This is a genomic window from Pseudoalteromonas piscicida (assembly GCF_000238315.3).
GTDB lineage: Bacteria > Pseudomonadota > Gammaproteobacteria > Enterobacterales > Alteromonadaceae > Pseudoalteromonas > Pseudoalteromonas piscicida.
Genome location: NZ_CP011925.1, coordinates 516,180 through 542,762 on the forward strand (window position 1 = coordinate 516,180; position 26,583 = coordinate 542,762).

At 41.8% G+C, this 26,583-nt stretch carries 32 protein-coding genes; 17 read left to right on the forward strand and 15 right to left on the reverse strand.

Annotation, left to right across the window (positions count from 1 at the left end; genetic code table 11):
• Positions 1-175: 175 nt before the first annotated feature.
• The 6 genes from PPIS_RS21820 (at position 176) to PPIS_RS21845 (ending at position 6,683) form a co-directional block, all read left to right on the forward strand.
• Positions 176-2,179 (forward strand): alpha-amylase, encoded by a 2,004-nt coding sequence (locus PPIS_RS21820; protein WP_010369650.1) that lies wholly within the window; start codon positions 176-178, stop codon positions 2,177-2,179.
• A gap of 179 nt (positions 2,180-2,358) precedes the next feature.
• The gene (locus PPIS_RS21825) at positions 2,359-2,913 is read left to right on the forward strand and encodes a type 1 glutamine amidotransferase domain-containing protein (protein ID WP_010369647.1); all 555 of its coding nucleotides are present in this window, start codon (positions 2,359-2,361) and stop codon (positions 2,911-2,913) included.
• Between the two features lie 62 nt (positions 2,914-2,975).
• Positions 2,976-3,440: a pyridoxamine 5'-phosphate oxidase family protein gene (locus tag PPIS_RS21830; RefSeq protein WP_010369644.1), complete on the forward strand. Its 465-nt coding sequence runs from the start codon at positions 2,976-2,978 to the stop codon at positions 3,438-3,440.
• Between the two features lie 216 nt (positions 3,441-3,656).
• Positions 3,657-4,514, forward strand: coding sequence for a mechanosensitive ion channel family protein (locus PPIS_RS21835; RefSeq protein WP_010369641.1), 858 nt, complete (start codon positions 3,657-3,659; stop codon positions 4,512-4,514).
• 9 nt (positions 4,515-4,523) lie between these two features.
• Positions 4,524-5,345, forward strand: coding sequence for a magnesium transporter MgtE N-terminal domain-containing protein (locus PPIS_RS21840; protein ID WP_010369637.1), 822 nt, complete (start codon positions 4,524-4,526; stop codon positions 5,343-5,345).
• A gap of 3 nt (positions 5,346-5,348) precedes the next feature.
• A complete protein-coding gene (locus PPIS_RS21845; protein ID WP_010369634.1) occupies positions 5,349-6,683 on the forward strand; it encodes a magnesium transporter in 1,335 nt (444 codons plus the stop codon).
• A gap of 57 nt (positions 6,684-6,740) precedes the next feature.
• On the opposite strand, the gene cspE is transcribed toward PPIS_RS21845, so the two are convergent.
• From cspE to PPIS_RS21890, 9 genes are all read right to left on the reverse strand, one after another.
• Complete coding sequence (gene cspE, locus PPIS_RS21850; RefSeq protein ID WP_010369631.1) at positions 6,741-6,953, reverse strand: transcription antiterminator/RNA stability regulator CspE; 213 nt, start codon at positions 6,951-6,953, stop codon at positions 6,741-6,743.
• 415 nt (positions 6,954-7,368) lie between these two features.
• Positions 7,369-7,950: a hypothetical protein gene (locus tag PPIS_RS21855; RefSeq protein ID WP_010369629.1), complete on the reverse strand. Its 582-nt coding sequence runs from the start codon at positions 7,948-7,950 to the stop codon at positions 7,369-7,371.
• Positions 7,951-8,009: 59 nt separating this feature from the next.
• Complete coding sequence (locus PPIS_RS21860) at positions 8,010-8,378, reverse strand: hypothetical protein (protein ID WP_019647290.1); 369 nt, start codon at positions 8,376-8,378, stop codon at positions 8,010-8,012.
• A gap of 182 nt (positions 8,379-8,560) precedes the next feature.
• Positions 8,561-9,358, reverse strand: coding sequence for a substrate-binding periplasmic protein (locus tag PPIS_RS21865; protein WP_010369626.1), 798 nt, complete (start codon positions 9,356-9,358; stop codon positions 8,561-8,563).
• Between the two features lie 287 nt (positions 9,359-9,645).
• On the reverse strand, positions 9,646-11,814 hold the full coding sequence (locus PPIS_RS21870) for a S9 family peptidase (RefSeq protein ID WP_010369624.1): 2,169 nt from the start codon (positions 11,812-11,814) through the stop codon (positions 9,646-9,648).
• Between the two features lie 115 nt (positions 11,815-11,929).
• Positions 11,930-13,882, reverse strand: coding sequence for a methyl-accepting chemotaxis protein (locus PPIS_RS21875; protein ID WP_010369623.1), 1,953 nt, complete (start codon positions 13,880-13,882; stop codon positions 11,930-11,932).
• Between the two features lie 195 nt (positions 13,883-14,077).
• A complete protein-coding gene (locus PPIS_RS21880) occupies positions 14,078-15,394 on the reverse strand; it encodes a sigma-54-dependent transcriptional regulator (RefSeq protein ID WP_010369622.1) in 1,317 nt (438 codons plus the stop codon).
• Entirely contained in the window at positions 15,391-15,927 is a 537-nt protein-coding gene (locus PPIS_RS21885) for a hypothetical protein (RefSeq protein WP_010369621.1), read from the reverse strand. The genes PPIS_RS21880 and PPIS_RS21885 overlap by 4 nt, the downstream gene beginning before the upstream one ends.
• Complete coding sequence (locus tag PPIS_RS21890) at positions 15,924-17,294, reverse strand: sensor histidine kinase (protein ID WP_010369620.1); 1,371 nt, start codon at positions 17,292-17,294, stop codon at positions 15,924-15,926. Before PPIS_RS21890 ends, PPIS_RS21885 begins: the two co-directional genes overlap by 4 nt.
• A gap of 374 nt (positions 17,295-17,668) precedes the next feature.
• On the opposite strand from PPIS_RS21890, the gene PPIS_RS21895 reads away from it, so the two are divergent.
• The 7 genes from PPIS_RS21895 to PPIS_RS21925 all read left to right on the forward strand — a co-directional run bounded on the left by PPIS_RS21895 (position 17,669) and on the right by PPIS_RS21925 (position 21,033).
• Positions 17,669-17,890, forward strand: coding sequence for an EF-hand domain-containing protein (locus PPIS_RS21895; RefSeq protein WP_010369619.1), 222 nt, complete (start codon positions 17,669-17,671; stop codon positions 17,888-17,890).
• A gap of 43 nt (positions 17,891-17,933) precedes the next feature.
• On the forward strand, positions 17,934-18,155 hold the full coding sequence (locus PPIS_RS21900) for an EF-hand domain-containing protein (protein ID WP_010369618.1): 222 nt from the start codon (positions 17,934-17,936) through the stop codon (positions 18,153-18,155).
• Between the two features lie 65 nt (positions 18,156-18,220).
• Positions 18,221-18,442 (forward strand): EF-hand domain-containing protein, encoded by a 222-nt coding sequence (locus PPIS_RS21905; protein WP_010369617.1) that lies wholly within the window; start codon positions 18,221-18,223, stop codon positions 18,440-18,442.
• A gap of 57 nt (positions 18,443-18,499) precedes the next feature.
• Positions 18,500-18,721, forward strand: a complete 222-nt coding sequence (locus PPIS_RS21910) for an EF-hand domain-containing protein (protein ID WP_010369616.1) — start codon at positions 18,500-18,502, stop codon at positions 18,719-18,721.
• Between the two features lie 58 nt (positions 18,722-18,779).
• Positions 18,780-19,001 (forward strand): EF-hand domain-containing protein, encoded by a 222-nt coding sequence (locus tag PPIS_RS21915; protein ID WP_010369614.1) that lies wholly within the window; start codon positions 18,780-18,782, stop codon positions 18,999-19,001.
• A 57-nt stretch (positions 19,002-19,058) separates the two neighbouring features.
• On the forward strand, positions 19,059-19,280 hold the full coding sequence (locus tag PPIS_RS21920; protein WP_010369611.1) for an EF-hand domain-containing protein: 222 nt from the start codon (positions 19,059-19,061) through the stop codon (positions 19,278-19,280).
• A gap of 406 nt (positions 19,281-19,686) precedes the next feature.
• Complete coding sequence (locus tag PPIS_RS21925) at positions 19,687-21,033, forward strand: IS1182 family transposase (RefSeq protein ID WP_096040876.1); 1,347 nt, start codon at positions 19,687-19,689, stop codon at positions 21,031-21,033.
• A gap of 304 nt (positions 21,034-21,337) precedes the next feature.
• Here the strand turns inward: PPIS_RS21925 and PPIS_RS21930 are convergent, their stop codons facing one another.
• Entirely contained in the window at positions 21,338-21,775 is a 438-nt protein-coding gene (locus tag PPIS_RS21930) for a cupin domain-containing protein (RefSeq protein ID WP_010379337.1), read from the reverse strand.
• Between the two features lie 14 nt (positions 21,776-21,789).
• Positions 21,790-22,233, reverse strand: a complete 444-nt coding sequence (locus PPIS_RS21935) for a DUF2798 domain-containing protein (protein WP_010379335.1) — start codon at positions 22,231-22,233, stop codon at positions 21,790-21,792.
• 94 nt (positions 22,234-22,327) lie between these two features.
• On the opposite strand from PPIS_RS21935, the gene PPIS_RS21940 reads away from it, so the two are divergent.
• Positions 22,328-22,756, forward strand: a complete 429-nt coding sequence (locus tag PPIS_RS21940) for a MarR family winged helix-turn-helix transcriptional regulator (RefSeq protein ID WP_010379333.1) — start codon at positions 22,328-22,330, stop codon at positions 22,754-22,756.
• A 338-nt stretch (positions 22,757-23,094) separates the two neighbouring features.
• Here PPIS_RS21940 and PPIS_RS21945 read toward each other — a convergent pair whose 3' ends face one another.
• The 4 genes from PPIS_RS21945 to PPIS_RS21960 form a co-directional block, all read right to left on the reverse strand.
• Entirely contained in the window at positions 23,095-23,541 is a 447-nt protein-coding gene (locus PPIS_RS21945) for an Hsp20 family protein (protein WP_010379331.1), read from the reverse strand.
• A gap of 255 nt (positions 23,542-23,796) precedes the next feature.
• On the reverse strand, positions 23,797-24,009 hold the full coding sequence (locus PPIS_RS21950) for a tautomerase family protein (RefSeq protein WP_010379330.1): 213 nt from the start codon (positions 24,007-24,009) through the stop codon (positions 23,797-23,799).
• 10 nt (positions 24,010-24,019) lie between these two features.
• Complete coding sequence (locus tag PPIS_RS21955; RefSeq protein WP_010379328.1) at positions 24,020-24,388, reverse strand: nuclear transport factor 2 family protein; 369 nt, start codon at positions 24,386-24,388, stop codon at positions 24,020-24,022.
• Positions 24,389-24,395: 7 nt separating this feature from the next.
• The gene (locus PPIS_RS21960; protein WP_010379327.1) at positions 24,396-25,010 is read right to left on the reverse strand and encodes a glutathione S-transferase family protein; all 615 of its coding nucleotides are present in this window, start codon (positions 25,008-25,010) and stop codon (positions 24,396-24,398) included.
• A 124-nt stretch (positions 25,011-25,134) separates the two neighbouring features.
• Between PPIS_RS21960 and PPIS_RS21965 the strand changes: the two genes are divergently transcribed.
• The 3 genes from PPIS_RS21965 (at position 25,135) to PPIS_RS21970 (ending at position 26,565) form a co-directional block, all read left to right on the forward strand.
• Positions 25,135-26,016 carry a LysR family transcriptional regulator gene (locus PPIS_RS21965; protein WP_010379325.1) on the forward strand — a complete coding sequence of 294 codons (882 nt, stop codon included), beginning with the start codon at positions 25,135-25,137 and terminating at the stop codon, positions 26,014-26,016.
• Between the two features lie 78 nt (positions 26,017-26,094).
• Complete coding sequence (locus PPIS_RS25220) at positions 26,095-26,253, forward strand: glycine zipper domain-containing protein (protein WP_019647622.1); 159 nt, start codon at positions 26,095-26,097, stop codon at positions 26,251-26,253.
• Positions 26,254-26,313: 60 nt separating this feature from the next.
• Positions 26,314-26,565: a TIGR03643 family protein gene (locus PPIS_RS21970; protein ID WP_010379323.1), complete on the forward strand. Its 252-nt coding sequence runs from the start codon at positions 26,314-26,316 to the stop codon at positions 26,563-26,565.
• Positions 26,566-26,583 lie beyond the last annotated feature (18 nt).

Genomic DNA, 26,583 nt, shown 5'->3' on the forward strand with positions numbered 1-26,583 from the left:
AAGCGCTTACGCTGCTTAAAGTGTAAGCAAGCGTGTCACCTTATTAAACTCGCTTTTTAAAGCCTCAAATTATCGTTCAGCAGTCGAACATCGATGATCTTATGCATACGTATTCAATAGATTGTTTAGCTAGGAATTCTATATTGTTAATCTTGTGTAAATAAGAGGCGCAATAATGAAAAATATAAAACTAAACCAAATTGCAGCGGGAGTGTTGTTAACATCCAGTTGCGTTACACCAGCACATGCCGCTGAAGGCGACCCAACAACATTCGTTCATTTATTCGAATGGTCTTGGCCAGATGTTGCTACGGAATGTGAAACATTTTTGGGGCCAAATGGATACGCGGCAGTGCAAGTATCACCACCCAATGAGCATATTACAGGGGATCAATGGTGGACTCGTTATCAGCCAGTCAGTTATGAGATTGCGAGTCGTAGTGGCAATCGAGCCGAATTTGCCGATATGGTCGCGAGGTGTAAATCTGCCGGAGTAGATATCTATGTTGATGCCGTTATAAACCACATGGCTCATGGCAGCGGGACCGGAGTTGCGGGTAACACTTTTGGCAACAAACAATATCCTATCTATGGTCCACAAGATTTTCATGAAACCTGTGCAATAAACCCTGAAGACTACGGTAATAATGCATGGCGAGTACAGCACTGCGAACTCGTAGGGCTTCATGATTTAGACACCGATGCGAGCTACGTACAAAATACCCTCGCGGGCTTTTTGAACGATTTACAGTCTCTGGGCGTGGCAGGGTTTAGGTTGGATGCAAGCAAGCACATGCCTGCAAGCGATATTGGTGATGTGTTAGCCAAGTTAAATCAACCAGCGGTCGTTTTCCAAGAGGTGATTGATCAAGGAGGCGAGGCGGTTTCTGCTTCGGAATATCATCAAAATGGTTTAGTCACCGAGTTTAAATACAGCATTAAACTGAGCGAGACATTTAAGCAAGGCAAGTTGGCTTGGTTAAAAAGCTTTGGCGAAGCTTGGGGTATGATGCCAAGTTATAAAGCCGTGGTATTTACAGACAACCATGACAACCAACGCGGCCATGGTGGAGCAGGATCCATCGTTACCTTTCATGATGGTAAACTGTATGATTTAGAGAATGTATTTATGCTGGCATATCCTTATGGTTATCCTAAAGTGATGTCGAGCTACGAATTTAATGGCGACACTGATGCTGGTGGCCCTTCGGTGCCTGTTCATCAAAATGGTAACCTCAATTGCACCAGTCAATTATGGCAGTGTGAGCATCGTCGCCCAATGATTGCAGGTGCAATGCAGTTTAGAAATCATACTAATGGCAATTGGACGGTGGCAAATTGGTGGGACAATGGTAATAACCAAATTGCATTTTCTCGAGGTGATTTAGGCTTTGTCGCCATTAACCGCGAATCTTCTAGTATGGTCCAAAGCCTGCAAACGGGGCTTTCTGCCGGAACCTATTGTGATGTGCTAAGTGGAGGTATCGGCCAAGAAAACTGCGCGGGTAGAAGCATCGAAGTTGATACCAATGGTTACGCACAAATTAATTTAGCTGCTATGGATGCCTTAGCCATTCATCATCAAAGTAAACTGGCAACACCACCAGAGATTGGTGATTGGCAACGCACATTAGTCTTTATTAAAGCAGAAACTCAATCTGGCCAGGATATGTTCGTTCGAGGTGGCCTTGATCATGCCGCAGCATTGCAGCGCGGGATTGATTGTAGCGCCAATCCTATTCTTTGCTCTTTACCTATCAAGCATTTGAACATGCGAAACATGACAACTTCGGCTTGGAAAGTGGCTGATACCAGATTGGATTGGCTAGCGGCTGAAACTGGGCAGTCTAGTGATGCCCAAGGGAGTCCGCTGGATTGGACAACCAATATTTGGCCTGCTAACTGGGGCGTGGAAAAACGTTACGACAGCGATGGTTTTGGCGTCATGTCACTCAATCAATGGGGAGCACATTACTGGTTGCTGGAAGTAGAAATGGACTGTAGCAAAACATTCAACGGTTGGTTTGAAGTAAAAGCATTCGTCAAAAATGGTCAAGGTTGGGAAGGGGATATTAACCAACAAGACACGCCATACGCGAGCAATAATCACTTTGCTCAATGCGGAAAATTGAACGTGTTTGAGTTTGGCACAAACTCAGTCTCTATCTCTTCATTATAATAAAGATGGACTAGGGCTAACCTAGTCCAGATTTACATTCCTCAGTTCTGTAAAGATTACATCCAATCAATACATTAATCTTTAATGTTTATATATATCATAAGGTTATATGATGGTATTGATTCTGCATAAGTATCCGCACCTACCTCTACACCAGCAACGTATTGAAGGAGAGAATGATGACGGAGTCAGACAATATTTCAGTCGCGATCTTAGCCACTGACGGGTTCGAACAAAGTGAGCTGATTAAACCTAAGCAGGCGCTTGAAAGCGCTGGATTTAATGTTGATATCATTTCATTAAAAAAGGGAGATATTACCGCTTGGGATGAAGACCATTGGGGTGAGAAAGTCGCCGTTGATTTAACCTTGGGTGAAGCCAAACCCAGTAAATATGCGGGGCTCGTTTTACCAGGCGGGTTATTCAACCCTGACAGACTAAGGCAGGAAAAATCGGCGGTTAAATTTATTCAAGCCTTTTCACAGTTTGGTAATAAGCGTCCAATTGCAGCGATATGCCACGGCCCTTGGCTGTTAATCGAAGCCCAGTTGGTGGAGGGAAAAACGCTTACCTCTTTCCCAAGTATCAAAACCGATCTTAAAAATGCAGGCGCAGACTGGATTGACCTTAAAGTTGCGGTAGACGACAACTTGATCACAAGTCGCAATCCAAATGATCTTGATGCTTTTAATGAAGCAATTATTGAGGCTCTGCAACAAGATACTATCAATTAATTGAAAGAGTGGGTTTGTGCCGTTTCAAGCAGACGCTAATTGGTATAAATAAGGAGAAGATAATGTCAGACATAAAGAAAACTTTTTGGGAAGCGCTAGACAGCAGCCCCAATGTGATGATTGGTTTGAGTGATGACAATAATCACCATGAGCCAATGCGAGCACAGTTGGATAAAGATGCCAACGGCGAGTTTTGGTTTTTTACCAGTAAAACAAATCGTATTGCTAAGTGTGGCAAAGCAACAGCACAATTTTCCAGTAAAGGGCACAATGTATTTGCTTGTATTCGCGGACACTTAATTGAAGAAACACGACAAGACGTACTTGATGCTCATTGGTCAAGACAGGCCGAGAGCTGGTTTGAAAAGGGTAAAGATGACCCCGAGCTTATCATGCTCCGTTTTGAACTGGATGATGCTGAAATTTGGCATGTTAGCCCCGACTTGAGCGGCTTATTAAAACTAGCCGTGGGCAAAAATGTGGAACCGGAAGAAATGGGTGAGCGAGAAACCATCCGCTTTAGGTAGCTATATCACCCAATATAAAGAAACAACTAGGGCGCAAAGACGGTACTTGTTTTTGCGTCTTCATTGCTTCCACTTACATGAAAATGTTCCCAAATGTATTGTTGGTAGTTTAAATATTTAGGACTTTGGGGAATTCTCTGGACAACGGCTAACACTGTGATAACAATGAATGTATTGATTTAAAAGTAAGTTGTTTCAGCTAATTCAGGAGTGTACATGGCCACCGGGGATACCTTTGATAATTGGCAACAGGCCTTATCTGCCAGTTACGAGCAATTAATCAATCAACTTGTTACTCATACACCGCAACTATTGGGCGCGGCACTTATGCTGCTCGTCGGATGGATAGTGGCGTGGCTATTGAGCAAACTGACTATTTCGTTATTTAAGCTTTGCAATCGCGCACTGGCGGGCTTGAGCCAACGAGTGCAAACTGAACAAACGCTTCAGCTAAATCTAAAACACGCTCGATTAATAGGGAAAACCGTGTTTTGGGTCACGATGATGTTTTTTATCGCAGCAGCCACGTCCAGCCTTGGCTTAAACTTCTTCAGTGATTGGATCTCCTCGCTACTTAGTTACTTACCAAATCTACTCGCTGGTATATTTATTATCGTTGGTGGTTATCTGCTTGGTAATTTGGCCAGTGCCATGGCAAGAGCCGGAGCGCAGTCAGTTGGGTTTGCGCGAGTCGAAGTTGCGGGTAACATAGCCAAACTCGCTATCCTATTTACCGCAACGGTAATCGGTATTGAGCAATTAGGGATCAATATTCAATTTGTGACCAATATGGTGGTGGTGCTGACAGGCGTATTGTGTGCAGGAGTTGCATTGGCCTTTGGCCTTGGGAGTCGAGAGTTGATCGCAAATACCGTCGCGGCAAAACAAGCGCTGCGTCACTGTCGAATTAACGATCAAATTGAAATTGCAGGCGTTTCAGGCACGCTCACCGAAATCACAGCAACGATGTTAGTGATTGAAACCCAAAAAGGGAGAACCCTAGTACCGGCAAGGCAATTTTTAAAAGAATCGGCACATATTACCGCGACACACAGCCATTCAAGTAAGCAGTAGGGAGGCTCTATGTCAGCATTAAACCTCAAAATTGCGCAACACTTTTTACAAGAGGAGCCAGCAGGCGCCGCGCGCTTACTTTCTTTGCAAACACCAGATGTGGCTGCCGAGTTACTAAAAACGTTACCAAATGAAGTTGCTTTAAACGTGCTTAAAGTCATGCAGCCCCGCAGTGCAGCGGAAATTCTGATAACGCAAACGGATGTGGATATTGCGAGATGGCTTGGCAAAATGAAGTTGGCTGATATTGCTGCTATCTTAAGGCATTTACAGGAGGAAGAACTTGCACGTTTTCTTAATCTCATTTCAGTAAGACGACAAACACTCTGTAAGATGTTAATTAGCTACCCAGATTATACCGTGGGCGCATGGGTTGAAACGGATGTATTAATTCTTGAAGAAACTATGACAGTTGAGGAGTCACTACTGCGCTTAAAAAAACGTGACTATATCGGGTTTGCGCTCGTTTATGTGGTAAATCAGCATCGCCATGTGGTGGGTCAGTTGTCACTAACACATTTACTTCGAAAAGCGCCACAACAGAAAATTGCAGATTTGATGGATACTCACGTTGTTTCTCTAAGTGGTTATACCGAGTTGCATAGTGCATTGAAATCGCCAGTTTGGGCGCAACAAGATCAGGTTGCAGTTGCCAATCGAAGTGGTGATTTTATTGGCGTGTTGCCACATCACAGAGTAAGAAGTGCACTTGGCAGAATGGATGAAACACAAGATAAGCCAAGCGAATCTTTAGATTTATTAGATGCCTACACCAGTTCATTTGCCAGCATGTTAGATACATTGGTGCCAGTTAAGGTCAAGGGGAAATAAGCGATGAGCGCAGCAAAAGATACATTAGATTCAGCGGTAGAGCAGCTCAGTGATGAGTTTTTAAATAAGTTTCCGCTCAAAAGTGCGCAGCTTCTTGGCACTTTACCTCCTGACGAAGCTGCTGAATTATTACAGCAGCAGGCACAACATATCATTTATCGTTTATGGAAATATTTGCCGCCGGGAGCCGCTGAACAAATTTTCCAGCAATTTCCGGTGGATTATCAAGCGCAGTTTATTGCGAGCCTAGATAGTCATATTGCGGTTGGGCTACTGAATAAACAGTCGCAGGAAGCGCTGCAGGTGCTACTTGCTAAATTGAAGGAGCAGCATTCAACCATAGCGGATGAACTCAGTGAGTTGCTGGTTTTTCCTGAAAATACCGCTGCGAGAATGATGAACAAAAAAGTGCAAGCGTTTTACTCAGATACAACACTACGTGAAGTGCTCGCGCAACTGAAACGATTAGACGGAAAAGTGCCAGACGTTATCTACGTATTAAACGAACAGCAGGATTTAGTGGGCGAGACAACACTCAATACCTTAGTGGGAAGCTCCTCAAGTAAAACCCTAATGCAAGTTGCGACGCCGATCCGAGTCACGCTAAATGTGATGGATCATAAAGATCAGGTCGTGGAAGCGTTTGAAGGGCACAAAGTGCGAGCAATTCCAGTACTTGATGCGCAGCAACAGCTAGTTGGGCAGATCCGATTTTTTGATGCCTATCAGTCAACCAAAGAAGATTTAGCAAGTGATATGCAGACCATGGTAGGTGCAAGTAAAGACGAAAAAGCCCTATCAAGTAGTTGGTTTGCAGTAAAGAAACGGCTTCCGTGGTTACAAATTAACTTGTTAACCGCATTTGCAGCCGCTGCCGTCGTGGGGGCATTTGAGGGATTGATTGCTCAAGTTACCGCTTTAGCTATTTTGCTGCCAGTAGCAGCTGGGCAGTCGGGTAACGCAGGGGCTCAAGCTTTGGCTGTAACGATGCGAGGCTTAACACTACGAGAAATTTCAACGCGACACTGGTATCAGGTGATGCTAAAAGAAATGATGGTTGGGCTGTTAAATGGCATAGCAATAGCGGTTACTTGTGGCATTGGCGTATATTTGTGGAGTCAATCACTCGGTCTTGCACTTGTTATTGCGCTGGCGATGATATCGTCTCTTGTCATTGCGGGAAGCTCAGGCGCTATTGTACCAATTGCATTGAAAAAATTTGGACTCGATCCTGCGCAATCTTCATCAATTGTACTTACGACAATTACAGATATAGCGGGTTTTATGTCATTTTTGGGGATTGCGTTGTTGCTGTCAGATATGTTGCCGAAAGGCTAAGTGAGGAATGAGGAAATTCGTAGAGCTAGTGCAGGCACTAGCTCTGAGCAATACGTATTAGTTAACTACTACGTTGCTTGCTTGAGGACCTTTCTGGCCTTCTTCAACTGTGAAAGACACTGATTGGCCTTCAGTTAAAGTTTTGAAACCGTCAGAAACGATAGCGCGGAAATGTACGAATACGTCTTTACCGCCGTTTTCTTGAGTGATGAAACCAAAACCTTTCTCTTCGTTGAACCACTTAACTGTGCCGTTTACTGTGTTAGACATAATTGAAACCTTTTTCAAAAAATTAAATATGTGGTGAAAATCACCGATAAAGCGATAGATAAAACTTAGCTAGTAACGCATTGGTATATCTATAAACGACTTTTTAAAAAAAAGAGTATCAAGAAAAAACAGTGCAGCAGTAGTAAGTGCTCTAAGTATCTAAAGCCTGCATATAGTATAGCGTTCTTAAGGCGCTGTCCAATGAAGTTTGCAACTTTTTGTTTAAAAAGTGAGCAAAAGTGAATTTTGAGCGGATTTATTGGTGTCACGTTGATTAGGATGGACGAATTTGAAACATGTGTTTTCTAGCCTTGCGTGTTTAAAATCTACGGTTGTACAAGACTTCGCTTAGAGCTATCTTAACGAATACCTATTTGCTCGGAAGCGCTGAGAGATAACGCTTCCAAACTTCTAACTATTTGTATCTGTTGATTTCAACTTGGATCACCCCATCTTCAGGCGTTGAATTAAAGTAGAAGGGGTGATCTTGCCAGCGTTTATCGCTCCCAAATATTTTACCAATAGCCGTTGCGGTTTCGATTGGTTCATCTTTATTGATATATATATCCACTCGACAGGCCGTTTCACGGCAGTCAATATTAGTTACGCGTAGCTTGTTTAGAATGTTGTTTTCCATGAAAAAGTAATGAATTTGATCGGAAAATTCGAATGCCCAAGTTTCGTCTACAGATTGTTCGTTAAAGCCCTTATCATTCGAAGGCGTGATTGTTCTTTCCTCACTTTCTTTAGGTGTTTTGATTTCAGTATATTGGTTAGTGCTATTCTCATCCGCAAACTTACCATTAGGCTTTGGCTTGCTGATAGCTACTTCTTGGAGGTGTGGCTTTAAATTGTCGGAAGCTTTAATGTTGCTGGAGAGAGCTGCGATACGCTCCTCCAAATTATCTCGCTCAAACTCTAAGTCTGAGATTACCGTATTCAGATAGATAGAGTAAGCAGCTAATAAAAAAGTCCCTATTGCTGTAAGGTATCGCATAGTAAATCCTTGTTTATTTTGTAATTATTATATTTTTAATAGTTTTCTCTATCATTCAGTCATGGTAAACGGAACTGAGCTAATAGTGTTTTAGCTTCAACACTATCAAATTGCCCACCAATATGCAGTATGTGTTGGCTAGATTTGTTAAAGATAAAAAGCTCATACTTACTATGTAGACCGCCGGTAATATTCTCAGCCGTTTGTATCTGAAAAATGACTTCACCATGCTCAGTTGTAACGGTGAACGAGGGTAACTCTGAATGAAGAATATTGAGATGAGTAACGTTTTGCTTGGGGATGCAGAGCTTCACTGTACTAAATTCAAGCCAGTATGGCTCGCCTTGGCATTGTGGTTTAGGCCAGCTTTCTGCATAGCTAGGGGTGGGTAATAGCGCAAAAAGTACAATTGATAATAATAACTTCATTGTTACACTCCAATGGCTGCAGACTCCTTTGTAAAATGCGCTTACAGTATTTTTAGCCGACTTCTCTTTGTTCATTTTTACGTCCTTATAAATGATACATTTAACAAAGAGGAGCATATAATGCATGGATAAATACTTAATTAAACTTGAATTTTAATCTGAATTCCTTTTTTACGAACGGCTTACTCTTCTGCCGCTGCTGCGTTGTCTATTACCTGCCTCAATGCTGCATCCATCTTTAGGATAAAATCTTGTTTAAATGGATATTTTTCTTCAAATCCTTTTAAGTACCCAATGTGGGCAGTGCGACGCATTACTATTTTATCTTCAACAATATTACTGGTGTTTAAACTTGGTGTTATCTGTGACATTTTATTAATACCAAGTAACGTGGAAAGGCGATCATTAACGTAACAATCAACGCGCCCACGTGCGAGCTTTTCGATATTTGAACGTGTGCTTTTGTTTTCCCAAAGTTGAATAAGTCCTTGTTTTTGCGCTTCCATTAGGCTTTCATCTAAGATGATATAACCGGCATTAATACCAATATTAAGCACTCTTTCTGGTTTTACATGAGGCAAGTTTTTTAACGTGATCCCCTGATTGCAAAAGGCAACCACCACCTCTTCTTGAAGAGGAATTGAATACGGCCAGATATAGGGGCGTTTTTTGATATGAATATAAGGTGGCATTAACGCCATTGCATCACCGGATGCCATAGAGGAAACACCTCGCTTCCAAGGTACCGCTTGCAAGTTAACTTGATATTCATGACTCAGCAAACGCGCAGCTTGCTTCACTATATCGACATAGATGCCATAAAGCTCGCCGTTAATTTGATAACTATAGGGTGGGTAAGCATCGTCGACCAAAATGGTTACTTTAATAGGTGCTGAGTATTCAGGTTTATGGGGAGCAGCGTTAGATAAAAGCGGCAGAGAGATACAGCAGCAAATAAAAACAAAGCGAAATAAATTCATTTTTCACTTATGTACGGAGTAGTCATTTTTTAAATATAGCCAACAAATAGCTAGTTTGTTAGGAGAGGGTACTAAACTTGTGTTATGGAGAACTTGGGCTAAAAATTCCCAATATTTATGTATTTAATATGCTTCATCAATGCTTAGATTGACGCACTTAGGTATTGACACTGCTAAAGTATATTTAGATCTTTTTAGGGAAAATGTGTACTAAAGAAAGTCAGTTGAATAGTTGGGCAAGAGCAATCAAAGGAGGCTGAAGCCTCCTTGTATGATACGACCGATGACTACAGTTTATTTTCAGCGAGTGCGATAAAGAAACTATAACTTAATGCGACATCGTGGATACGCTTAAAGCGACCAGACGCACCACCGTGGCCTGCTTCCATATCAGTTTTTAGCAGCAGTAGATTATCGTCTGTTTTATATTCGCGTAGCTTAGCGACCCATTTCGCAGGCTCGAAGTACTGCACCTGAGAATCATGCAAACCCGTGGTTACAAGCAGGTTTGGATATGCTTGGGCTTTAACTTGGTCGTAAGGTGAGTAAGACAGCATGTAATCAAAATACGTCTTCTCATTTGGGTTGCCCCATTCGTCGTACTCATTTGTAGTTAGCGGTAGCGTTTCGTCAAGCATGGTATTGATCACGTCTACAAATGGAACTGCCGCATGTACACCATCGTACAACTCTGGCGCTTGGTTAATGACTGCACCCATCAATAGGCCACCTGCGCTGCCACCTCTGGCATAAATACGTGAAGCATCCCCATACTTTTGCTCAACGAGTGCTTTAGTGACATCAACAAAGTCGTTAAAGGTGTTCTTTTTGTTTAACTTTTTGCCATTATCATACCAAGGACGGCCAAGCGTTTCTGAACCACGAATGTGTGCAATAGCATAGACAAAACCACGATCTAAAAGGCTTAATCGGCTTATTGAAAAGGTTGGCTCAACATTAGAACCGTATGAACCATAACCATATTGTAATAACGGGTTTGAACCATCTTGCTTAAACTTATCTTTACGATAAACAATTGAAACCGGTACTTTTATGCCGTCACGTGCGGTGATAAAAATACGTTCAGATTGGTAGTTTTCAGGTGCAAAGTCGCCCAATACTTTGTCTTGCTTTAATAATGTTTTGTCCAAACTAGCAAGGTCGACATCATACACAGAAGCCGGGGTCGTCATACTCTGATAACCAATTCTTACCGCATTTGCATCTAGGTTTTCGTTACTAGTTAAATAAACGGCGTAAGCCGGGTCATTAAAGGTTAAACGCTTGCTTTCGTTATTATCTAAATTTAATACAGTGATTTGGCTAAGGCCATTTTCACGCGTTTCGTAAACTAGGTGCTGATTAAATAGTTCAAAGCTATCTAGTTTTGCATCGGCATTGTGTGGTACAACGGTTTGCCATTTTGAAACGTCACTTGCATCACTGGCTTTAACGCGCATCAGCTTAAAGTTTACGGCATCTTTATTGGTGTGGATGTAATACCAGTCGCCAAGTTTAGCAATGCTATATTCGTGACCACTTTCTCTTGGAATAAAGCGCTCAGGAGTTGCTTTTACATTATCAGCGTCGAGTAAAGATACACCTGACGCCTCGGTACTTGAATGGTGAATGTATATTTTGCTCTTGTCTTTACTCTTTGAGATATACGTGTAATAGCTGTTATCTTTTTCTTCGTAAATTAATTCATCTGTGCTTTGTGCTGTGCCTAGAGTATGGCGGAACACTTGATAACCAAGCAAAGTAACCGGATCTTTTTTGATGTAATAGATAGTTTTGTTGTCATTTGCCCAAACGATAGGACCCGAAGCGCCTTCAATCGTATCGTCCAATAACTTACCTGTCGTTAAATCTTTGATTCGAATCGTATAAATTCGACGGCTTAATGTATCTTCAGCAAAAGCTAACAGGTTTTCGTTGGTTGAAATGGAAAGACCACCGACACCATAATAGTTTTGACCTTCAGCGCGGATATTCGCATCAAAAATAGCTTCTGCATTTTTACCATCTTGATGTTCGCTGCGGTAATAAGTGAAGTATTCTTTGTCACCTTCAGTGGCACTAAAATAATAATAACTGCCGTTTAATATTGGCACGCTGCGGTCATCTTTGACCACTCTGTTTTTAATTTCGTCAAATAAGGTCTGTTGTAGTTGCTCTGTGTTTACGAGCTTACTGTCGGTATAGGCATTTTCTTTGTTTAAGTGTGACAACACCTTTTCGTCACTTCTGGTATCGTCACGTAGCCAGTGATAATTATCAACAAGTTCTTGACCGTGAATGGTGGTTTTGTGTGGGATCTTTTCAGCTACAGGTGCAGTTACCGCTGTGGATTGCTCAGCTGTGACTTCAGACTTTGTGTGTTGTGACGGCGCTTCTTGACAACCGAGTACAGCAAGCAAAGATGCTGCTACTAATGTAAATTTAAATTTCTTCATTTTTATTCTTCTGTAATAAATCAATTTATCGAGTCTAACTAGTTCTTATTATGAGGACAACTAATTGAGACGATATTTTGTAACAATTGCGAAAAACAAGATATTATTTTTCTATTCAGTCAATATCAAAGCGGCCAACCAAACGCTCTAAGTCTTTGGCTAAGCTAACTAATTGGTCAGCGCCTGCATTTAATGCGGCTGTTTCTTCTCCGACTTGTCGTACAGAAACATCCACCGAGTCAATCAAACGTCTAGTGTGGCCTGCATTTTCTCCTTGTAATGAAGCTTGTGATGCTATATTTGAAACCGAAGTTTTAATTCTTGATACTGCCTGCGCGATATCAGTAAATGCTTGCTGCGCGCTTTGTGATTGTTTGATAGTCGTCTCTGACTCGCTTACGCTTGACGTCATTTGGGCTGATACCGTCCTCGTTTGGGCGATAAGATTGGTTAACACTTGCTCTATTTCCTGCGTGGCGTCATGTGAGCGCTGCGCAAGGGTTCTTACTTCATCAGCAACCACCGCAAAGCCCCGACCTTGTTCACCTGCACGGGCAGCCTCAATCGCTGCATTTAACGCTAAAAGGTTAGTTTGCTCTGCGATAGAACGGATCACGCCCAAAATATTAGTGATATCTTGGCTTTCACTTTCGAGCTGGTTCATGGCGTTGGCGGATTCAGCCAACGAGTGATTAAGCCTCGCAACCTGCGATACTGTACTTTCTATTGTGCTGTTACCACGCTGTGCGTGTCCGTCCGCAGTGACAACATCCTCCAAAGTATGACCGCAGCTTTCACTTATTTCAGTGGCAAGTTGTTCTACGGTTTCAGTGGTTGTGGTAGCACTGGCGGAGTCTTCAGCCTGCGCATGGCATTGATTACGGATATCATTGATACTCTTTTGTGACCCTAATGCAGCATCATTCAATGTTGAGGCATTGCTTTGAATATCTTTTACGAGCGAGTTAATTGAGTCCAAGAATTTATTGAACCACGCGGCCAGCTCTCCAATTTCATCATTGGTGATGACTTTTAAACGTTTGGAAAGGTTGCCTTCACCTTGTGCTATTTCTTTTAAACCATCAGACACCATTTCAATAGGTTCAACTATTTTATTGGCAAGTGTGATTGCAATAATAATAAATAAAATCACCATGATGACTGCGATAATAGTGATACTAATCGTCATATCGTAAGCTGAAGCTAAGATTTCATCTTCATCGATCACCGCGATAAATTGCCAACCGAGTGTGTCAGAGCGATAAATCTTAGCATCATAGGTCTTGTTATCAGTTTCAATAGTGAGGTAGGGTTCGTTTGTGGCGCTGCGAATGGCCTTGTAAAGTGGGCTGGTGAGATCTTTAATGTGTTTAAAGTTATGATTTTTATTTTTAGGATCGGCAAGTACAGTGCCTTCGGCATCAAGAAGGATTAAATATCCTGACTCCCCAAGACGAATATTGCTAACGATATCGGTCAGTGTAGCAAGCGTTACGTCTAATGATTGTACGCCAATTACTTTGCCGTCACGTTTTATACCTGTGGCAACAGAAACCATGGCTTGTCCTGTTACTCCTTGATAAGGCTCAGTAAGGATAACTTTGCTGGGATCTTTAGAGGCATTTTGATACCAAGGGCGTTTTCTTGGATCGTAATCGCCAAGGGGCTCCGCAGGATACTGAATAAAACCACCAGATCCAGTGCCAAGATATACAAACAATAATTCTTCGTGGGTTTGTCCAAATGCGCGGTAAAGCTCAAAAATATTGGCTTCTGTTTGACCGTTCTGTAGCGGAGTCATTGGTTTCTCTGCACCAAAATAAGTGGTGGTGTCTTGACCCACTTGTTGCACGGCCTTGGACTCGGCGAGGAAGCGAGCATTTTTCTTCATCTGCTCAAAAAACAGTACAAAAGACTGTTCGGCTTGTCTTATCTCATTGCCAGAAGCATCAAGGAATTTATCGAGAGAGTCACTTTTGGTCTGAGAAATGCTGACCACAGAAATCGCTAAAATAGGAATGATCACAGTGAGAACAAAGCTAATAATGAGCTTTTTGCGCATTTTCATACAGACAACCCTTAACTATCCGAGTGTTTTTATTATGCTCCTAGGAGGAGCGCATATTCTCGGGGCAAACTTGAGCCACGGGCGTGGCTCGTTCAAGTCCGTATAACAAGCTCTTTGCCGTGGTAAATTTGACCAAGCAACGTGCTTCAGAAATTAAAACTAATGTTACCCCTCTAATAGGTTTAGCACTGGATCTCATGTTTTTTTAAGTAATTTGTAAAAATCAGAGCGATTGCGTTGTGCAAGTTTTGCAGCTTCCGACACATTCCCTTCGCAAAGTGCCAGTACTTTTTGGATGTAGTCATACTCGAACTGGCGTTTCGCCTCATTTAATCCTGTAAACGCATTCTGCTCTTTATCCTTAGGCAGGGCTTTTTGTACGATATCTTCAGTGATCATTTTACCTGGCGTAATAGCAACACAGTGCTCCACAATATTATGGAGCTGACGGATGTTGCCCGGCCAATGATAATTCAACAAATGCATAATACTTTGTTGGTTAAATTGCTTTTCGCCATCGCTAAGTGCACTTAAGAAGCGTGATGCAAGTAGTGGAATATCTTCCAATCGCTCTCTTAAGCTTGGGATTTCAACAGACACTACGTTTAATCGATAGTATAAATCTTCACGAAATTGCTTTTCGGCAACGGCGCTTTGAATGTTCTTATGGCTTGCAGAGACAAAACGAACATTGACCTTATGCTCAGTTTGGCCACCCACAGGACGAACGGTTCGCTCTTGTAAAACACGCAGTAGCTTAACTTGCAAATCAAGCGGCATATCACCAATTTCGTCGAGGAATAGGGTGCCACCATCCGCTGCTTGTACTAAACCTTCTTTGTCGCTCACTGCGCCGGTAAACGCGCCTTTTTTATGGCCGAATAGCTCAGACTCCAGCAGGTGAGCGGGCATTGCGCCACAGTTAATCGCAATAAACGGACCTTGCGCTTGGTTACTGGCCAAATGGATTGCTTTTGCCGTCACTTCTTTACCGGTACCACTCTCGCCTTGGATGAGAATGTTTGCATTACTGCTGGCAAGTGCTTGAATTTGTTGTACCAATTGACGCATGGCGGCACTTTGGAATAACAACCCATGGAAGTTATTTGGATCCGAAGTTTGTGCGGTTCTCACTTTTCCTGCAAGCGCCTCATTGATGACATCGAGCATTTGCTGAGAGTCAATGGGCTTGGTTAAAAAGCTCACAAAGCCTTGCTGCATGGCGTCAACAGCGTCAGGAATTGAGCCGTGAGCGGTCATCATCACAACGGGCATGCCAGTGTAATACTTTTTTATTTGCTCATTAAGTTCAAAGCCATTCATGTGCGCCATTTTCAAATCAGTAATGACCAAGTCGATAGGCATTTGCTTGAGGATATTTAACGCTTGTGTACCACGATGAGCTACTTCAACTTCGTAGCCGTGGCTTTCTAAACGCATTGCCAGTAGCTCAGTTAAAGACGTATCGTCATCCACTAAAAGTAACTTTGCGCCTTGTTGTGTTTGACTCATAGTGAATCCTCCTCAAGTGATGGGTTTTCAGAAAGATCGGTTTCTAAACGTTGTTTTTCTATGTCGGCAAGCTTTTGTTTTAGCTCGGCAAGCTGTTTTTGGGTTTGTAATAATTGCTCTTGATGTTGTTGCGCCTTATTGTCAGAGTAATAATTACTGATTTTTTGCTCACGAAGGCTTTGAGTATGCCAAGCCAGCGATTCAAACCAAATGTTGTAATCGTCTGGCCAATAATCTTGTAGCTTTACTTCTTCAATGGCTTTAAGTTGCTTGGTGGTTGAGTCTGTACCGCAATAGGTGTGAATAAAGCCCTGTAAGTGCAGCGCACCTTTATAGTAATCGTTAAATGTCACGTTATGTTTTTTGGCGCATTGGCTGACTAAGGCTTTGATCACTTCAGCTAAAGGCACAAACTTAGCGCTGGTTTCTGTTTTTACAGGGCCAATAAACTGCTTTGTTTGCTCGACGTTTTGCTCCGTTGTGGCACAACCACCGAGCAAAAATAGCGTGATACTTAATGCGATGTATTTCATTTTGGATCCCTTTTTGGAAAGGCGACTTGAATACTGGCGCCAGATTCTACTGATAGCCATTTCACATAGCCTTTTAATTGCTTCACACACTCAGAGACAATAGCTAAACCTAAGCCACTGCCATTATTATTTTTATTTTTCTCACCACGAACAAATGGCTGGAATAATGAATCGGCTTCATTGATGTCGATGCCATCACCGTCGTCACAGACTATCAACAATACTTCGCCATTTTTTTCTTCAATTGAAATAGTGACATTGCTTTTAGCGTGATCGATGGCATTGCTCACTAACTGAGTTAACACTAATTTGCACGGAAGATAAGGTACTTTTAGGTCATCATGATTTTGCCAATTCACTATCACATCAGTCTTTCCTAGCTTATCGCTAAGATGCTTTGAGACTTCTTCTTGGATAAGGTTCATTTCGGCGTCGTGATGTAGGCTATCAGGGTGACTGGCCGCACTATAGCTGAGCAAATCATCGATCAATGATCCAAGCTTTGCAACAGAGTTTTCCATAATGATGAGAATACGTTGTTGTTTTGGATTAACATCTCCAAGTAGTCCACTATTTAATAAGCTGCTTCCTTCGTTTAGCGATGCCAAAGGGGTTTTAAGCTCATGAGTAACATGGCGCAAGAAGGTTTCCTTTTGTTGTTGAATACGCTTAAGTTCGAGCCTTAACCAATTTAACCTGTCACCCAATTGCTGCAATTCATGACTGCCAGAGAGTTCAACCGACTTATCGAAATTACCTTTACCTACCTCAGATACCGCAGATTCTACCTGATTAAGCTGCTGACAAATCCGGTTGATCAAAAAGATACTGATCACGATAAGGGTGGGTAGCAAGATAACGAGACCAAACATAAACCATGTTTGCAGCTGCACGAAATGGGCTTCTTGATCAGATAAGCGTTTATTAAGTGTTTGTTGAAAGCTTTCCTCGAATTGATTAAGCACCTTAACCAATTGTTGAAATTCTTCAGCTTTTGAAGTGGCATTGATCTCATCAGGAGCGAACTGTCGCCATTTAGCAACAAACAGCGAATCGGGTAGGTTTATTTTTAATAATTGAATGCGTTTTTTGGTGTTCTGCCACTTCTGCTCGATGCTTTCTTGCAGTGTTTCACTTTGTAGTAGCTGATTATTTTGCAGCGCTTTTTCAAGCGCGCTGATATCTGCTTTTACAAAATTGTACTCAAGAATAAGTTTTTGATTTTTATTATAAATATCCTGTGTTTTTTGTTGGTTTTTGGACAGTGCTTGGGCGTACCACAAAGTCAGTGTGAGTATTGGAAGCACACCAATAAACATGGCAATAAGTGCCTGTTTTTGTAATGACTGAGAAAAAATTTTTTTCACGATGCTAAATCCTTTAAAAGGGTGCACAAATTTCAATCAAATGGTGTTGCGAGATTTGCAAAATTTTCTACCCCAAAATTTACCTGTTGCAAAGCTGCGACAATCTAACTTTAAGAAAAATAAAGACTTTTTATTTTTCGCTTTTTTAACTGTTGCCATTTAGCAACAGTCAGCCTTAATCCAACCTTAATCTTTTTAAGTGGTTTTTCTTAACTTGTTGATAAACGGTGTTTTTTCAATATTGGCATCAAAGTTGGAATAGTTATCTCGAAAGCGAAAAACGAAACGCAAAAACAAATGCAAAATCAGTTTTTTGCTTTAATAGCAAAACGTTTAACACAGAATTTAGTTTTTAATCTTATGAGGAAAGCACGATGAAAAATCTAGCAATCGCAGTATCAGCAGCAGTAATGACTTTGGCATCAGTAGGTGCACACGCAAACACGGATTTCGACAAATTAGACATGAATGGTGACGGTTACATCTCTATTGAAGAAGCAAAAGCAGATGAAGGCCTTCTTGCTCAATTTAATGAGCTAGATGCTGACCAAGATGGTCAACTAAGCCAAGCAGAATTTGATAACTACGAAGGTTAATTTGCCGAGTTATCACATCACTTTAATCGTTAAGGAGAAGATCATGAAAAATTTACTAGCAGCACTTTCAATTACAGGTATGACATTGGTTTCAGCATCGGCAATGGCGATGGACGACTTCGAAAAGTACGACACTGATGGCAGCGGCACAATCAGTATGAGTGAGGCGCAGGTCAACCCTAAGTTAGTTGAGCAATTTAAGACACTTGACGTTGACGGTAACGGCGAGCTGAGCGAGTCAGAGTACGAGCACTTTGAAGGCTAATTTGAAAGTTTGGTATCGGTGAGTCTTCGGACTCTCCGCCAAGACTGAATTTTAAGGAGAATATGATGAAAAATCTACTAGTAGCAGTATCCCTTGCTGGCCTGTCAATGGCATCCGTTAATGCAATGGCTGGTGACGACTTTGCCAAATATGATGCCGATGGTAGTGGCACAATTAGCATGAGCGAAGCGAAAGTAAATCCAAATCTTGTTGAGCAATTCACTCAGCTAGACGGTAACGCTGACGGCGAGTTAAGTGGATCAGAATTCGCAAATTTCAAAGGCTAAGTAATAGCCTTCCAGTTTCATGAAACGAGCAGTATTTAAATTTTTGAGGAATAAATGATGAAAAACGTACTAATTGCACTATCAATCACAGGTTTATCTTTCGCGTCTGTTAATGCAATGGCGGGTGAAGACTTTGCGGCGCTAGACACAGATCAAAGCGGCACAATCAGCATGAGCGAAGCACAAGCACACACGGCGCTTGCAGAGCAATTTAAAGAATTAGACGCTGATGCAAATGGCGAGCTAAGCGAAACAGAATTCGCAAACTTTAAAGGCTAAACAGTAGCCCTCCAATTTCACGAAACGAACAGTATTTACATTTTTTGAGGAATAAATGATGAAAAACGTACTAATTGCACTATCAATCTCAGGTTTATCTTTCGCGTCTGTTAATGCAATGGCGAGTGAAGACTTCGCTGCGCTAGATACAGATCAAAGCGGCACAATCAGCATGAGTGAAGCACAAGCGCATACTGCACTTGCAGAGCAATTTAAAGCGCTAGACGTTGATGCAAATGGCGAGCTAAGCGAAACAGAATTCGCAAATTTCAAAGGCTAAGTATTAGCTCTCCAATTTCACGAAACGAACCGTATTTAAATTTTTGAGGAATAAATGATGAAAAATGTACTAATTGCACTATCAATCACCGGTTTATCTTTTGCTTCTGTTAACGCAATGGCGGGTGAAGACTTCGCTGCGCTAGATACAGATCAAAGCGGCACAATCAGCATGAGTGAAGCGCAAGCGCATACTGCACTTGCTGAGCAATTTAAAGAGCTAGACGTTGATGCAGACGGCGAGCTAAGCGAAACAGAATTCGCAAACTTTAAAGGCTAATTAGAGCTGGAGAAGTAAATTTACCTGCGCAAAGGAGTGACAGAGGAAAAGGAACTGATGTCAGGGAGCAGGGAATAGAGTTCAAAGATTATGATTATTGTTGAGTTACTTGGCAACATTACTGATTTGTTCAACTAAGCGCCTTTTTTCGGGCAAGTTTAAACAAACTGGTATAAAGGAATACTTACAGCGAGGCATCGCTATCAGAATCTTTGAGCTCCAAATTGAGAGTTTGGATGTCATTAGGGAAGTAAAGTGAAGGATCATAGTCGGTAAGAGTAAGGCGGTTATTCGCACCGCACCCAAAGCTTGGCTTGATAGCCAAGCTTTTCAGACTGTTGAAAAAGGGCTGGACACAGATCTAGCCCTTTGATCTAATAAGCGTAGTGAGTTTAGGGAGTTCACCATGCTTAAAGACAAAACCCCTCAGCAATATGAACTAGAAATGGTCGCTATCGACCAATTGGTTCCAAAAGACCATTTAGTTCGCCTGATTGACCTTGCGATTGATTTCGAATTCATCCGCGATGAAGTCGCCCATCTCTACTGTAAAAACAATGGTCGCCCAGCGGTTGACCCAGTGCGAATGTTCAAGATTTTATTTCTTGGATACCTGTTTGGCATTCAAAGCGAGCGTCGCTTGATTAAGGAAATCCAAGTCAATGTCGCATATCGTTGGTTTTTAGGTATGGGACTAACTGAAGATGTCATCCACCACTCGACGCTAAGCCAAAACCGCATAAAGCGCTTTAAAGACAGCAATATTTATCAATCCATCTTCGATAACATTGTCCGCCAAGCGATGAAACAAAAACTCATAGGTGGCTATAGCTTATTTGCTGACAGTACACACCTCAAAGCCAATGCCAATAAAAAGCGCTATGACATAGAAGACTTAAAAGTCAGTCCTTCAGTGTATGTAGAGCAATTGAACGAAGCAGTACTGCAAGACCGGGAGGATGAAGGAAAAAAGCCCCTGAAGTGTAAGGAAGAAACAACTTGCACAAAACCAACCAAAGTCAGCCGCACCGACCCAGATAGCGGGTTTATGGTACGGGATGAAAAGCCAAAAGGGTTCTTCTATCTAGACCATCGAATTGTGGATGGTAAACACGGCATTATTGTTGATACACACGCCACCGCAGGCAATGTCCATGACTCACAACCTATTATCAGTCGACTCGACAGAGCGCTCGATACCTTTGCACTCAACCCTATCGCGGTTGGGCTAGATGCAGGCTATTTTACCGCCGCGGTATGCCACAATCTGGAAGAAAGGCAATTAGTTGGCGTGCTGGGGTATCGAAGACCAAATAAAAAGAAAGGCTACTTCGCCAAACGTGAGTATCAATATCAAGCCGATACAGATACTTACCTGTGCCCGCAAGGTGAAACTCTAATCTACAAAACAACAAGCCGAACAGGCTATCGTCACTATCATTCCGACCCGAGCAAATGTGGACGCTGTCCAGTCAGAAATCAATGTACAGCCAGTAAAAATCAAACCAAAGTTATAACGCGGCATGTTTGGCAATCGAGCGTAGAAAACGCCAATGCGATTAGGCTGAGCGACTGGGGTAAAAAGCTCTATCGACGACGAGCCGAAACGGTGGAAAGAAGCTTCGCTGATGCGAAACAACATCATGGACATCGCTACTGCAGATATAGAGGTCTGTCAAAAGTGACCGCGCAGTGCTTGTTAGCAGCGGCATGTCAAAATATGAAGAAAATGGCGCTCATGGCTGCACACTAGCAAAAAACCTCGAAAACTCCCCCTAAAAGCCCTCAAAACGATCTTGGACACACCAAATCACAATAATTATCCTAGCCAACACAAAAAACCAACGCTGAAACTTACGGCAGAGAAAACTGCTCCAACAACTGGGAAAAATAAACCCCGCTTAAAAAAGCGGGGTTTATCATCAATCTGCAAAGCTTGGCTTGATAGCCAAGCTTTTTTTGTTTTGAGTGTATTGATTTTTGTAAGGTGTTAAATGTAACTCTGTGGATAGCACTTAAAGTTGATATTTTTCAATCATTAGTTGTGGCAGCGCAAGCTAACAAAAATGAATTTTGTACTTTTTGGCAAACTTAAGTCTGTCTTGTTTACTCAAGGCTGTTCCATCTGACAACCTTGCGATATCTCGAATAAAATTTTCCGACGGTCCTGAAGGTAAATTTATGACAAGTAAATGGCTATCGGTCAACGCTTTAAAGCGCCTCTTAACATTAGGACCAGCCACAAGTAAGTCACCTTTATCTGCAGTAATAACCTCATTTTCAACACCAAATTCTATAGAGCCGTGGATGATATAGAAAATTTCATCATCTATTTCATGGTAGTGCCAAGGTGCGGCATTGCCTTGTGGTATCAGGCTATCAAATATTGAGACTCTATTGTTGGTATCTTCTCCCGTAACAAGTAGTGATGTTATTTCTCCACCAACAAGACGATGAGTTTCTGCGCTATTAGCTTTAATGTATTTGTATCTCATAACAAGCTTCTTTTTCAGCTAGCCATAAATCGTTCAAGGCGAGGCTTCACAGTCAATGTCATAAAAACTGAAATTAACAACCCGACAGGCAGCGCGATGGTAAATGCATGAAACCAAGTGTTGATAAATTCACTCATGGATCTGTAAGGGACATTATTAATAGTTGTAACCGCGGCCATAATTCCTTCCATGATAATGGCCATTGATATACCAATCACAGTATTTTTAATGATCTTTGCTGTGTTTGGCATCAGTGATTCAGCAACCTTTGAGATTACCATAACCATGACAAAACCAATTGGAGCAATAGTTGTGGCAGACAATAAAGTAGAGGTCAGCCATTGCTCAACAAACCGGTTGGTAAACCCTATATTTTGATAGGTCATCACGAAAGTTAATATACCCACCAATGTGACTACCATAGGGACCGCAACAAGTACCTTTTTAACTAAATTCATAATCGCCTCTTAATTAAGGTTGATATTGTCAACTATTGATTCTGTGAAGGTTAGCTGTTATTGTTGATAATGTCAACCAATAAAGGAGTGGATTTTGAACAGAGAACTTCCAGATAGCTTTTTAGCATTAACCTTTAAGTTTAAATCTCTAGTTTTAAAAGCAGTTAGAGAGCAGGGGATTGATGTGGTACCGATGGAAATTCAGTCGCTTCATCTAATTAATAGAACAGAAAACTGTACAGCTGCTCTGATGTCAGAACTAATGGATAGAGATAAAAGTCAATTAGCGAGATTGATTAAAGAGATGTCAAAGAAGGGGTTAATAGAAAAGACAAAAAATCCAAATGATACTCGAAGCCATTTTTTAGGTTTAACAAAGGATGGCAAAGCGATATTGAAACGAATGCTTGTCATAGAGGCTGAGTTGATACAAAAAATGTGTACTGGCCTATCTCACGAACAAGTAGAAGTATTTAACAATATTGCGGTGAGCATGACAGCTAATTTGACAAGAGAACCATAGATGTTGGCTTAACTGTTGTTATCGGTGTTTTATTATGAATTGTATGTTGGATGTCTTGAGATGAACGCCAGTGGGAGCGACCCCAAATTACTTATAGATACCAGTTTGCTGTTCAGAACGCTTTGGAGATAACTGCGCTTCTTGCTCGCACTAAGGCGCCCACACTTTGTAGGCAAGGCGAATTGAGCTGGCGGTTGGAACTGAGTTTAACGCTGCTAGCTTAAAACCTACTCAACGCTATAAAATGGGTAAACTAGCAACTCAAAACAAAAAAGTCGCCCGAGGGCGACTTGGAAACGTGACATCATGTAAAAACAGGGGGAAGTGACCTCAATCGATTATTTATTTTCGATGAGATTGCCTTTGCCAATTTCAATCTTTCTTGGCTTGAGTGCTTCTGGAATCTCGCGCTCAAGGTCAATGACTAACAGGCCGTTTTCAAGTCCTGCGCCAATCACCTTGACGTGATCGCCAAGTTGGAATTTACGCTCAAAGTTACGCTCTGCGATGCCTTGATGGATAAATTTGCGCTCAGCTTTGTCTTCTTTGTTTTGCTTTTCGCCTTTGACTGTCAGAGTATTGTTTTCTGACTCAAGGCTAAGCTCTTGCTCGGTAAATCCGGCAACAGCCATGGTAATTTGGTATTTGTCTTCACCGGTAGCTTCGATGTTATATGGCGGAAAGCTTGGTTGCTTTTCGTTGCGTGATGCTGCATCCATTAACTGTGCTAAATGGTCAAAACCGATGAATGAACGATAAAGTGGAGATAGGTCTACTGTACGCATAATTTGTATCCTCATAAAGCGATAATTAAGCTATTTATTGCTTCAATTAAAGCCAATAAATAGCATATAAAACATTTACTTAGTTTGGGTTGGGACCCTGTCGGCGTCCTCACAATACTATCTATGGACGAGGCAAATACTTTTCAAGAAACTTTTTTAAAAAAGTTTTTATTTACCTGAATTTTATAAGATTCTTTTTCAAGAAAATTGTCTTTGCAGGTGAAGAAGCACCATTTGATGCCTCTTTTTAGTGCGTTATTTAGGACTTAAGTTTTGCTGCCGCAACATAGAGACTTGATCAAACCCTATTCCCCAGTCGTCAGTTTCAACTTCCTCTATGACAACAAAAGTAACTTGTGGCGCTTTATCAAGGACATCCACCATAAGCTGAGTTGCACCTTTTATTAAGGCTTGCTTCTGAGCAGGTGTAACGCCTTCCTTTGTGATTTTAATATTGATGATAGGCATCGATTATCTCCTACAGATCATCATACATTTTGTTGACGATACGCCATTGTTCATCTTCCTTAAGTAAACCGATAAAGTCGATATAGTGATGTTCAAATAGTGGGCAATACAGCTTGACCATTGCTTGATGGTTTACAACATCCACCGACAAAATACGGTAATTAAAAGCAGCGCTTTGGCTTTCGGGCGTTTGTCGAGATGAGACCAAATCTAGCCACTGTGATTTGGTGCGCCTCATTCCTGGAGCTTTGAGCACCGCGTCAGCGTGGAAAATCGGATCCAACTTTTTAATATCTCCTTGGTGTAGCCCTTCAAAATATTGTTGAATAACTGCAGTTACTTTGTCTAAATCCTGTGGTTTGAAAATAGGCTTAGTCATATTAAGCTCATGCGTCTGTACTGTGTGCTTGTTCAGCTGCTATCGAGGCGATAAAGCTGGGTCTTGCCTCAACTTCAGCTAACATTTTGCTGACCTTTTCTGGAATGACAATGTCGACTGGAAAATAGGCGCCCCAACGCGCATATACAGCCAGCATGATATCCGCAGTGGACACCTGATCGCCGCCTAAAAATGCTTGCTGCGCTAATTTTTTCTCGACTAACACCCATAATTCGTTGATGGCAACTGCTGCCGCTTCTAAAAATGGCTGGCGTGCATGCTCGTCAGCAATCGCACCTGTGGCAAAAAACAGACGATTGTAAGCCGGGTGCATCGTAGCATTAGCAAACAGAATGTTTTCTATCGCTTTTTGCTTTTGAAAAACATCAGCTTGAGGAAGAAGGTTATTTTCGTGTTTATTGAGTAGATAAAGTAAGATTGCAGCTCCTTCTACTAAGCTGTTTTCGCCATCATTAAGAACTGGGATTTTACCTGTTGGGTTAATGGCTAAAAAGTTATCAACACCGCGTTTGTCAACCAGTTCGAAGGGTTGTCTTAGTTCTCTTAATATGACTTGCGTTGCTAGCGCACAAGCACCTGGTAGGTAATATAACGTATACATAATGGTTTTCCTTATTTGCTTCTTGGCTAAAAGACAAGCTCAGTGTATAAATTAGATGCTGTTTTATATATAGCTACAATGAGAACCGAGAGTTCACATAGTGGAAACAATAATCAAGGAAAGTATGAACAAGCTACGAGCGATAGAAATGTTTGTAAAACTGGCTGAAGTACGCAGTTTTACTCGTGTTGCAGAGCAATATAATACGTCCAAATCCATGATCAGTAAGGAGATCAGCCGACTAGAAGCTGAGCTTGGTGCGCGGCTTATACATCGCACCACGCGCAATTTACAGCTCACGCATGTTGGAGAAGGCTATTTACAACGTGCTAGGGATATTCTCAATAAGTTAGAGGATGCAGATACCTTCATACAGGAGTCGCAGCAAGCACCAAAAGGCAAGCTAAAAGTGAATGTGCCAATGGTGCTTGGGATCACTGACTTGGCAGCAATGTTCGCCGACTTTATGCAAGCGTATCCCGATGTCGATCTTGAAATACATTTAGGGGATGAGGATATCGACTTAGTTGAACAGGGGTTCGATTTAGGTTTTCGGGCTTCCAGTCGCCCGTTCGACTCAAGTTATATAGGTAAAGAAATTACTCAATTTAATTATCATGTATGCGCCTCACCACAATATTTAGCTAGTCACCCTGCAATCGAATCAGCACAAGATTTAATTTATCATAATTGTTTTGAATACAGCTATTCAAAACGCAAGAACTTATGGCCATTAGACGAAGGTGTGCGAATAAAAGGCTCTCTTAAAGTGAACAATGTCCTTTTTATGTTACAGGCAATTAAAAGCCATTTGGGAATAGGAATTTTACCTGAATTTGCCTGTAGAGAAGCACTTGAAAAGGGCGAGGTAGTTAGTATATTACAGCACGCTGACAAGCCAACTCTAGCCTTATATGCACTGTATCCCGCACGCCAATTTGTGCCAGCCGCAGTACTTCAATGTATCGAGTTTTTACAGGCTTGGTTTAAGCGTGAAGGGCACTGATTGTTAAGCAAATAAGGTGGTTTACATTACTTCATTACTTTGCCACATTAACTATTGGTTTAGATGATGGAACAATCAATGAAATGTGATAAACAAAATGCCAATCGAAAAATAGGTCTGGGGCTCGCTATCGGCGCGGGAATAGGCACAGCCGTGGGCGTTGCATCAGGGCAAATCATGTACACCTTGCCTATCGGTATTGCTATGGGAATATTGATTGGCCGTAAGTATTTTTAATCTATTTTGGCACTCGGGGCGTATGTGTGATTCTGATTAGAACACAACAAGATTAAGCAAGTGCAATTTAGTGACTCAGAAATTTCCAGGATCATTGAAATGGCGTGGGAAGATAGGACGCCATTTGAAGCTATCGAGCGACAGTTTGAGCTTAGCGAGCCTGACGTGATCAAGTTGATGCGTTGTAGCCTAAAATCTAGTAGTTTTAGGCTATGGCGGCAACGAGTAAATGGCCGTAATACAAAGCATATTAAACTTAGAAGCAAAGCGGTAAATCGCGGATACTGCAAAACGCAATACAAGCAAAGGTAATTAAAATGCAGAGGCCGT